The 10,723-nt window shown below is 39.6% G+C and carries 8 protein-coding genes and 1 pseudogene; 1 reads left to right on the forward strand and 8 read right to left on the reverse strand.

What is annotated here, in order from left to right; all coding sequences use genetic code 11:
* Positions 1-15: 15 nt before the first annotated feature.
* The 7 genes from CWB78_RS16270 to CWB78_RS16300 all read right to left on the reverse strand — a co-directional run bounded on the left by CWB78_RS16270 (position 16) and on the right by CWB78_RS16300 (position 8,825).
* Positions 16-2,835, reverse strand: a complete 2,820-nt coding sequence (locus tag CWB78_RS16270; RefSeq protein ID WP_138596494.1) for a TonB-dependent receptor — start codon at positions 2,833-2,835, stop codon at positions 16-18.
* Between the two features lie 165 nt (positions 2,836-3,000).
* Positions 3,001-3,444, reverse strand: coding sequence for a ferritin-like domain-containing protein (locus CWB78_RS16275; protein ID WP_138596496.1), 444 nt, complete (start codon positions 3,442-3,444; stop codon positions 3,001-3,003).
* Between the two features lie 172 nt (positions 3,445-3,616).
* Positions 3,617-4,555, reverse strand: a complete 939-nt coding sequence (locus CWB78_RS16280; RefSeq protein WP_008468187.1) for a LysR family transcriptional regulator — start codon at positions 4,553-4,555, stop codon at positions 3,617-3,619.
* A 16-nt stretch (positions 4,556-4,571) separates the two neighbouring features.
* Positions 4,572-6,290, reverse strand: a complete 1,719-nt coding sequence (gene aceK / locus CWB78_RS16285; RefSeq protein ID WP_109874828.1) for a bifunctional isocitrate dehydrogenase kinase/phosphatase — start codon at positions 6,288-6,290, stop codon at positions 4,572-4,574.
* A 183-nt stretch (positions 6,291-6,473) separates the two neighbouring features.
* Positions 6,474-6,965 (reverse strand): DUF4124 domain-containing protein, encoded by a 492-nt coding sequence (locus CWB78_RS16290; protein WP_109874827.1) that lies wholly within the window; start codon positions 6,963-6,965, stop codon positions 6,474-6,476.
* A gap of 145 nt (positions 6,966-7,110) precedes the next feature.
* The gene (locus CWB78_RS16295; RefSeq protein WP_055011785.1) at positions 7,111-8,607 is read right to left on the reverse strand and encodes a DUF3413 domain-containing protein; all 1,497 of its coding nucleotides are present in this window, start codon (positions 8,605-8,607) and stop codon (positions 7,111-7,113) included.
* Positions 8,608-8,612: 5 nt separating this feature from the next.
* On the reverse strand, positions 8,613-8,825 hold the full coding sequence (locus CWB78_RS16300) for a YejL family protein (RefSeq protein WP_008109847.1): 213 nt from the start codon (positions 8,823-8,825) through the stop codon (positions 8,613-8,615).
* A gap of 63 nt (positions 8,826-8,888) precedes the next feature.
* Here CWB78_RS16300 and yejK point away from each other — a divergent pair, with 63 nt between their 5' ends.
* Complete coding sequence (gene yejK / locus CWB78_RS16305) at positions 8,889-9,905, forward strand: nucleoid-associated protein YejK (RefSeq protein ID WP_109874826.1); 1,017 nt, start codon at positions 8,889-8,891, stop codon at positions 9,903-9,905.
* Between the two features lie 422 nt (positions 9,906-10,327).
* On the opposite strand, the pseudogene CWB78_RS16310 reads toward yejK, so the two are convergent.
* Positions 10,328-10,723: pseudogene (locus tag CWB78_RS16310) on the reverse strand (ribonuclease E); the annotation flags it as partial.

The following is a 10,723-nucleotide window of genomic DNA, read 5'->3' on the forward strand; positions in this document are numbered from 1 at the left end:
GCGTATTACAATAGATTAAAATTGGTAATTAATACCGACCATGCCGCGAACACCATAATACTCAACTTGCAGTGGGCGATTTTCATCTCCCAAATAATATTTAAGCGGCTCGTTGGTTAGGTTATTTAATTCAAGGTAAACTAATGCATTTTCGTTAAGCTGGTATGACGTAGTAAAATCAACGCTAACATTTTCGCCATAATAGCTATCCGATTGCCGATCTCTGCCATGCTCTTCGATGTACTCGCCTTTATAATTTAGGGCAACCCGCGCGGCAAAGAAGCTGTCATCGTAATATAAGGTAAAGTTATAGAGGTTATCGGCTTGACGCGGAATCGCTACTTTATCGCCACGATCTGGAATACTCATTTGTGAGTCCATAAAGGTCGCATTTACCATTACTCCAAAGCTATCTAGAGTCGGATTAATGAAGCCCAAATCGCGATTAAAGGCCATCTCAATACCTGCAAGCCATGCGCTGTCGCCATTTTCTGGGCGCACAATATTTACACCACTGTTATCATTAAACTGACCAATTGAGCTACTTTGAAAAATTGGGTCGCTAATGTCCTTGTAAAAAAGGCCTGCAGAGACTAATCCAACACGTTCAAAGAAATGCTCAACCATCAAATCAACATTATTTGAGTAAGTAGGCTCGAGTTCGGGGTTACCGGTAACAAGTTCGTTATCAGCTTCTAAGTATGTTGCGCCAGGTGTTAAAGAGCCAAAGTCAGGACGTGAGAACGAGCGGGTTAATGCTAAGCGGTAATTGGTTTGCTCGCCGCTGTGATAAGTAACATGTAATGCAGGTAACACCGATAGGTAATCATTTTTAGCATGACTTGGTGTAACTCTATCTTCATCAGCCAAGTATGTATAACCATTCACTTCAGTATCGGTTTGAGTTAGACGCAAACCACCTAGTATTTCCCAGTCATTATTAATCGTATAGGTTGCCATACCATATAGTGAGGTATGCTGCTCGTTAACATCAAAGTTACGCCCTAACGCACCGCCATTTTCAATTAAGGCAGACTCACTTTTATCAAGTACAAATTTTTCTTTATTGGTATTCCAAAACTGCGCTAGATCGCCGGTATCAACAACTTGCGAAAATTGCTTTTGGTAATCAATAGCTAATTCATTTAAAAAATCATTGCGGCCTGGCTGATCTGCCAAAGTAAAGTCACTTAAGCTTGGCGCAGCGCCATAGTTTGCTTCATCCCACGCGTAAAATTCATCGCTAAAGCGCGCGACACGTTCTTTATCACGGTATTTGGCACCTATTTTTACAGTTAAGTTTGCATCGACTTGCCATTCGAAATCGGCACTCGCGACAATTTTATCTTTTTCATTAACGAATATTTTATATAACTCTACCCATGAAAGATTAGTATTAGCAGGGTTGAACGAAAAATCACTAGGTAAATGGTTACTGATTGCAATCCATGGATCGCTGCCACCATCAATCGTATTATAAGCGTAGTTTTTGCCTGTGCCCCTATCTTCTAGTCCTTGAAAGCCAACCTGTTTTTGGTCAAATCTGACGACAAAATAACTGTTGTCTTCACCATTTGGGGTATTGCCATAACGAAATTCATTCTCGTAACTTGATAACTTCCAACTCAGGGTTTTGTCATAACCAAAATAATGCTCAGCTTCTAGCTCAAGCCCAGTCATTTCGGTAATTAATTCATTGCGGATATGTTGTACTTCAGCGCGATTTTTATCAAAGCGCATACGGTGCTTATAATGTGTTTCGTCATCAATTAAAGTCCCATACATGGCTGTGGCGCTAATTGTGCCTTGTTCAAGTTGATACTCAACAGCACCATTAAGCCCATAAGTTTCGCGCGTGCCGGTATAATCTCGTAACTCTAAGCGATAAATGCCTAAACCATCATTGCCACGGCGTGGCTCATAGTTATCAGTGGCCCAGTCACGTTGCCACGCAGTCGCATTGATCAAAAAACCTAACTTGTCGTCTAGTAAACGGTCACCATAAAGTAAGTTTGCTGAATAATTATTGCCATCGGCAAGCTCATTTTGACCAATTGCAAAATTAGTATTAAACACAAAATCATCGGGCGCTTTTTTAGTGATAAAATTAACATTACCACCAATGGCGTCACCTTCAAGGTCTGGGGTTAGCGCTTTCGATACTTCGACAAATTCAATTAATTCACTAGGGAAAAAGTCAAAAGCTGTTGCTCGACTGGTGGTTTCTTCTTCTGCCGTTGGTAAACGATCGCCGTTGATACTCGCAGAGCTCCACTGTGCCGGTAGACCGCGCACAGCAACAAAGCGACCTTCACCTTGGTCACGTTCAATCGATACTCCAGGTATACGCTGTACAGCTTCAGCTGCATTTCTATCAGGTAGTTTTCCAATACCGTCAGCAGAAATAATATTTTTAATACTTTTGGCATTTTTTTGGTTGTTGGCTGCCGCCATTTCACCGCGCTGAATTTGGCCGACAGCAATTATTTCTTCAATGGCGTTGTTATTATTTGCAGCAAAAAGAGTGATTGGTTTTAGCTTTTTTATTTCGCCTTCACCAACAGTAATATCAACAAAATAAGGCTGATAGCCTAAATAAGTCACTTTGAGTTGGTGTTTACCAGGATTTAATTGCGGTAACTCAAATTGTCCCTGATAGTTTGTTACGGTACTTTTACCAGTACCAACTACTGTGATTAATGCGCCAGAGAGCAGTGATTTACTATCTTCTACAGTGCCAACAAATGTTGCGTTACTGGCAACAGCATCTTGGGCAATAAATAACGGGCTAGTACACAGTAATATAGCAGTGGCTATTGCATGTCGTTTCATCATTAGGTTTACCTTAAGTTAATTTGGTCTAGACCAGATGTTTTAACTAATAATAGTGATGAATTTTTACAAACATGTGACGAAACTAATTTTTTTTGACAGGAGGGAGTTTTTTAAGGTAACAAAAAGCCCAGCACTAAGGCTGGGCGGTTATTCTTTGTATTAAACTTAATGTTTTTGCATTTTACTCATTTCAGCATGGCAGCTCTGCATAGTAAGTAATACTTTTGATAACGCTGCTTCACAATCATGAGACTGAGGCTTTTTCAACGCTACTTTAATTTCTTCTAAGGTTTTATCTTCTACTTCCTCAAGCTCTTTAACGTAGGTTTGATCGTTATCGTTAGCAAATTTACTAATCAAAGTAGTAAATGCACGGCGTGCTTCTACAACAAACGACGAGCCATCTTCGCGCTCACCTTGTTGATTAATTGCGTAAGGTTGTAAACTCTCCACACTGACTATACGAGCGTCAATCATACGTTGGAATAGGGCTCCTATAGCGGGGTCTTGTACTTTATCTTGTGCTGTTTGGTAAAAGTCGATGCCGCTATTCATTACTTGGATAATGTCGGTAATATGATTAATTTCTTGTCCTTGATGGGTGCTCATAATAATGACCTCTGTTAATTTAAAATACAGTCATTACTAAGCAAGCGCTATTCCAAGTAGGTTTTGTTTTTTAAGCTTTTGTATTTTATGGTTTTTAATTTTTTTTAATAGTTTGGTAGGCTTGCTAACTAAGCGTTAGCAAGCAAATTTTACATTAAGGTATGTAAGAAGGTTATTTTAGCTCATCCGCTACTTCAGCTACTTTTTGGCGTAACCAAATATGACTAGCGTCTCTGTGTAATAAAGGGCTCCATATCATATCAAGTTCAAATGGCGGGATAGGAAAGGGTGGCTCCAGTATTTTAAGCCCAGGATCGTCTAAATAAATATTGGCCGCTTTTGAGGGCAAAGTCGCAACTAAATTTTTCTCTTTGGCTAAGTGAACAGCCACATGATAGTTACGAGTAAAAGTGGCAATATTACGGTGTTTACCAAAATGCGCCAGTGCCTCATCAACCCAGCCCAGCTTCTGCACATCTTTAGGGTCCATCCCCACACCAACACCAAAGCCTGTTTTACTTACCCAAATATGGCGAGCTTTTAAATAGCTGTCTAGGCTAAAGTTTTCAATAATGGGGTTATCTGATTTTACTAAACAACAAAAGCTGTCTTTCCAAATACGTTTATGATGAAACGATTGTGGTAAATTTTCAAAGCGGTTAATCGCCATATCAACTTTACCGTTTTCAACATCGTGAAAGGTAACATCACTAGGAGTTAAAATATCTAAGGTGGTGTCGGGCGCTTCTTCGTGTAGTTTCCCTAATAAACGCGGTGCCATGGTACTGGCCGCGTAATCACTGGCCATGATCCTAAACACTCGCTTACTTTGTTTAGCTTCAAACTCACGATTAGGTGCCAGCGTTTCTTCAAGGGTCATCAAGATTCCACGAATCACAGGCTGCAACTCAATAGCACGCTCAGTCGGTACCATACCATCGCTGGTACGCACTAAAATAGGATCATTAAAAAGGTTACGTAGGCGTTTAAGTCCGTTACTCATTGCCGGTTGAGTAATGCTAAGCTGGTTTGCAGCACGAGTAACATTACATTCGCGCAATAATGTATCGAGGTAAACCAGTAAATTTAAATCTATTTTACTTATATTCATTGTGTGTCCTTAACGTTTACCAATAATGGATAAAACGCTGTGCTGTAGGATAGGGATAAATATGACTCACCTTTCCATTTTTTATATTTTGTTGTGCTTGTTTCCAAAAGTTAACATCAAGTAATTCAGGGTGCGTGCTAGTTAAAAATTGTTTATATGTTGGATTAGGCATTACAAAGGTACATAGCTGCTCTGGAAATACATCTTGAGGTGCAACCGAGTAACTTTGTTCGTCCATTAAATAATCGTCATAACTTTTTGCTTTAGGTAGCGCTCTAAAGTTCATGTCTGTTAAATATTGCACTTCATCGTAATCATAAAAAATAATCCGTTTGTGCTTACTTACACCAAAGTTCTTTAACAGCATATCGCCAGGGAAAATATTCACGGCAATCATTTCTTTAAGCGCCTGCCCATACTCTTCAATGGCATCGGCGGCACTTTTTTCGTCTGCATTTTCTAAAAACAAATTAAGCGGTGTCATTCGCCGTTCAATGTATAAATGTTTTATGATTAACCAGTCACCCTCAATCACCATCGATGAGCCAATGGTTTTGTGCAACTGTGCTAACAAGTTACTATCAAATCGTGCCAAAGGAAATACGACGTTTGAATACTCTATGGTGTCGGCCATTCGCCCTACACGGTCGTGGCTTTTAACCAGTTGATAGCGTTTTAATACCGTTTCGCGACCAAATGGCTTACTTTCGCCAAATTTATCTTTGATGACTTTAAATACATAACCAAATGAGGGCAGGGTGAATACCATCATCACCATACCCGGTGTACCCGGAGCAATGGTAAATTCATCATTAGAATGGGTTAAATGATTCAAAAACTCACGGTAAAACTCAGTTTTCCCTTGTTTATGAAAACCAATGGCGTTGTAAAGCTCGGCGAGGGTTTTATTAGGCATAAGTTGATTTAAAAACCGCACTAACGCTGAGGGGGCGTGAGTTTCTACCATAAAGTAAGCTCGTGCAAAGCCAAAAATTACTCGCATTTGCGATGACTTAGTCAGTAGGGCATCAAGATATAACCCCTTATCTTCATGGTGTAACACGGCAATAATAAAAGGTTGAACGCCGCTTTGCGAAACGACACGTCCTACAATATACGCGGCTTTATTGCGGTAAAACGGCGTGTGTAATATATCAAAACGCATTTGCCAATGCTGGTGGTGAGTATCGGGAGCTTGCTTATAAAACGCTTTTACTAATAAACGAATATCACGCTCAAGGTTGACAAAATCGGCTTTAAAATCAAAGTGGTTAATAATACGTTTAATTGTTGGTTTTAAACCATCCACGACGGGGAAGTAGCTTCTGTATTCTGCTTCTACAGGCACTGAGGGCGCATCTTTGAGTGTCGCTTCAACAAAAATAAAGTCGTTATGAAAATAGCGGCGGTGGTATAAGCGGCAAAATACAGAATTATAAAATGTTTCGGCAAGCTCAGCCTGCGGGTGAAAACATAAAAAATGCTGGTAAATTTTTTTTACTTCAAGCCATAAACTTTCGTTTAGCTGGTCTGTTTGTTGACGTTCACGTAAGGTTTTTGTGGTTTCGTTAACTCGATCATCATAATAGCTAATACGTAGGCGGCTAATATCATTGATTGCTTGCCAATCTCTTTTAGCAAACGCATAAGGTGCTTTTGCTGTTGTTCTTTGAAACAGCAGGTAATGTTTTTTAAATCCGGTTAAAATTAACTCAGCAATTTGGCGTGGTTGCATCAGTACTCCTTAATTGACGCCTTTAGGTGTTTAGCAAAGTGCCGGTGGATACCATTTAATTTGTAAAAGCGGGTCAAAGGAAATTGCATCACTAAACACGTATTAGAGTTCGTACTCTACGGTTGTTAAGGGTATGTTATTTTATGTTTAAAACCAAGCTAATTAAGATGATATTTATTTAAGTTAATTAGAGTCTGCTTGGTAGGCATCAATCTTTTTTTGTAATTTCTTAATTCGCTTTTCAATTAACGTTTTATCTTTCTTATACTGCTTATCTAAACTTTTTTGCGTTTTTTTAATATCTTTACTAATTCGTTTTTTATCATCCGCACTTAATATATGATTTAACCGCTGTTGTTGTTTAAAATCAGCTCTGTCTTTCTCTCGCGAAAGTATAGCGAGTTTATGCTGGTTACTGCGTAGCTCCGCCTCTAAGTTAGTAATTATGGTGTCGCGTTCAAGTTCGTTTAACTGCTTAGTGTAGTTTATTTCTTCACCTGCTTGTTTTGGCTCAGTGGCAGTTATTTTATGAACGGTTGCATTGTTACTACAGGGTAATTGTGAAAAAGTAGTCCCTTCTGGGGTTACGCATTTGTAATAGGTGGTTTGAGCTAATGCAAGAGAGCTAAAACATAAAATACAGACAGTAATGATCAGATTAATAACGCTGAACATAATGATTATCCTTTGTATATTCTGATCGAGTTAATAATTTTTAATGATAAAAACTATAACCTAGCTTGGGGGGATAGCAAGCGCAAAGGAGTAATAACAGAAACTAAGCGAGTCAGTTTTAATGACTCGCTCGTATTATGAGGTGCTATTGAGAAAATGTTTTAAGCTTTTTAATACTGTGCACTAAAAACGGAATATCAAGTCCTTGCTCAATTGAAAACCCTTCAGCTGCGGAAATATTTCTAAAGTTTCCATCACGATCAATCAGCGTAATTCTATCTTTTTTATAAGCAATTACGACGCCTTGTGAGTAATTAACGCCAATGTTATTACTTTTATTGTATAAATTTTTCCCTAACATTGTCTGCTCTGCAAGCGTATTACAGTTTAAGTATTGGCCAAGGCTAGTAGCAAGAATGTCACTAGGTTGAATTAAGCCATTCACTTTAGAAATAAACTTATCTGAGCTATACAAGGTTGACGTGGTCACTATTTCATTGCTGTTTTGAGACACACTAAATGCAAAAAACTCAGTAGTGTCATCGCGTACAGTCGTATTTTCATTCGCTTTAATAACCCTGATTGCGCCATCTTTGTGTGCTTGCTCGTTAATAAAGCTCAGTTCATCAATACCAAATACTTCTACACTACGGCGTTGGCTTTGCCAAACAGGTAACGTTTGTTGCTCAATAATATCGGTTTTATAAAATGCAGGCAGACCATACACCAAACCAAAAAGCATGTCGCTATGATCTGTGGGTTGTAAAAACTGCTGATTTTTATAAATGCCTTTTTTGCTAGCAACAAATTTTGCTAACTGTTCGTCATTATCAAACACTAAAATATCAACTTTAGCTGCGTTGTAATCTTCACATTTTGCTAATGGGGTAGGTATTTGGTAATTAATACCTTGGTTATTAATTTTAACATTATGTGCTTGCTCGTAGCTTTCAACATCCAGCAAATCGTTTTTAGCGAGTAAGCTCTTTGCCGTAGTCGGGTACGAAAGCGGTAATACGTTATCTTGTTTTGTGATATCAAATTTTAAATTTGCATCAGCCCAAATATGAATACTGTGGCTTAAGGCAAAACAGATAACTAAAAAAGAACCGGCATAACGCGCAAATTTAAATTGCTTTAAACGCCCTAAATGGTGCCAAGTAAAGTTACTAACCGTAAGCTGAAAGCCTAAAATAAGTAACACAATACTGCCAGCAAGCAAGGTAGTAAGCGCAGGTGAATTTGTTAAGCGGTGCCACAACAACGAAATAATTTCAGGCAGCGCCGAGGCATTTAAGTGATAGCCCAAGTTAAAATACACATAAGCGTCCAAAGTCAGTATTGAAGCACCTATTGTTGCTATCACTGCCGCCATACCACGAATATGCTGCGGATAGGGAAACACTAAACTTAAAGGAAAAACCGTCAGCACAAACGCTAAAAAGGCAATAAAGCTGGTATGGCTTAGCCACGTAACCACCATATAAGTGATACCTATATAAGTAGTGGGCGGTGAGTCGGCAAATAAATAGCTTAAGCTAATTAAAAGCGCTAAACCAATATTGGCAAATGTAAACCAATGGCCCCAACTTAATAATTGACTTGCTTTCGATGAAAACTGGTTATGCTGCGATAAATTCATAGAGTTTATTTAACCGACTGAGCGAGTGCTTTTGCAAAGTTCTCAGTAACAGCTTGTCTTTTCCCTGTTGGTACATGCTCTTTTAAGATATGCGTGATAGAATTTCCTAAACACATAAGACTTAAATCAACCGGCGCATTGTGTTTTGATAAAACATCAATAAGCTGATCGACGATTTGTTCTACTTCTTCATTAGAGTATTTTGATAAGATTGGCATCAGTTGGTTCAATAAAAATAGTTATATTCCCGTATTTTAACACCAGAGGCGTGAAAAACAAAGATGGCAATAGATGTTAAAAAATTAGTCGTGCACTATGTAGACAAAAAAGATGACGACACCCAAATTCACCTTCGCAACGACGAAATGATGATCAACGACAAAGTTGCTGTATTCATTGAGCAATTACACCACGCCTACAACGGCAAGCCAGGCAAAGGTTTTTGTGCTTTTAGTGGTGAAAAAAACAGTATTGTTGCCTCTACTATGCAAAGCTATCGTAATAATGAGCTTGGCTTTTGGCATATGACCGAGCAGGCATCAACGGTATTAAAAGAAGAGTTAGATAAATACGCCTTTAATGAAACTGGCTACTTAGTATTTTGTCATTATCAGTACGTGGCTACTGATTATATGTTGATTGCCATGATCAACATTAAAGAGCACTACTCCATGACTTCAGAGCTTGATTTAGCCGCATCGCGCCATTTAGATATTTCGCGTATGCAATTGGCTGCTCGCATTGATTTAACAGCATGGGATACCCAAGCAGACGATAATCGTTATATTTCGTTTATTAAAGGTCGTGCAGGGCGAAAAGTGGCTGACTTCTTTTTAGATTTCTTAGGTTGTGAAGAGGGCATTGATCCTAAGCAACAAAGCCAAGTAATGCTAAGCGCAGTAGAAGACTACTTATCAGAGCAAGAATTTGATAAGTCTGAAAAAGATGATTTACGTAAGCAAGTATTTGATTATTGTAACGACTGTGTCACCACAGGCGAAGAGGCTAATGTAAGTGAACTTTCAGCAACGCTGACTAAAGGCGACGACAACCCGTTTGAGAGCTTTTGTAAAGAGCAAAGCTATGACCTAGAAGAGTCATTCCCGGTTGATAAAAAAACGGTAACCAGCATGGTTAAATTTTCAGGCTTGGGTGGCGGTGTGAGCATTAGCTTTGAGCGTAAGCATTTAGGTGAGCGTGTAACTTATAATGAAGCCACTGATACCTTAGTGATCAAGGGCATTCCGCCAAACCTAAAAGACCAACTGCAACGTTTCATGGAACAAGAGCAAGATTAAACTCACGGCGGGCTGTGAGCTATGGGTTTCGGGCTCAGGCTCGTAACCCGATCCCCACAGCCCGTTAACCTTCGATTGTAACTTTACCCTCTAAAAGCGCAGCGTCTCATAGTACTCTTTGTGAATAATTCCTTTGCGCGGCATAAAGCCCCGCCGACAATCAACCTCGATGTTGACCTTATCCGTAGGCGGGAGTTTACCTCGCGCATGTTTTAGGTGTTAGGAATACTGTCGACGTAGATCTTGCTCACAGCAAGTTGCGAGCTAAGGGTTTAGGGAGCAGGCTCGAAGCCCGATCCCCGTAGCCCGCTAACTTTTGACTTTACCCGAACCCCGTTGCGAGTTACATAAATATCAGGCATTAAAAAACCGCGTTAAAATCAATTAACGCGGTTTTTTTAGCTTTTAACTAAACTTAGTGCTTATTCAGCATTAAGTGTTTTAGTCATTGCTGAGCTTGCACGACCAGCAGGTTTTACCGAGCCAGGGCGAAGGCCACTGTCAGGGATTAACTCACGTTTGTCATGTGCCATTGCAACTGATGTATGCTTGATTTCGCTATCAGCTACAGGTGTTGGCTGTGCCATTGGCGCACTTGCATGTCCAGCTGTAATCACTGTTTTAGCGTTTACATTAGTAGAGCTCGCTTGCGACACTGTCTCAGGCTGACTTTCAACTACAGGCGCTTCTTTAGCTTCTACAGGTGTTTCAGTAGCACTAACCGGTGCGGTTTCAGCTTCAACAGCGACTTCTTCAGTTTGCACTTGTTCTTTAGTTTTTACTGGCTCTTCAGTTTGCACTGGTTCTTCAGTTTTTAC

This window comes from Pseudoalteromonas sp. S1612 (genome assembly GCF_005887175.1).
GTDB classification, from domain to species: domain Bacteria; phylum Pseudomonadota; class Gammaproteobacteria; order Enterobacterales; family Alteromonadaceae; genus Pseudoalteromonas; species Pseudoalteromonas undina.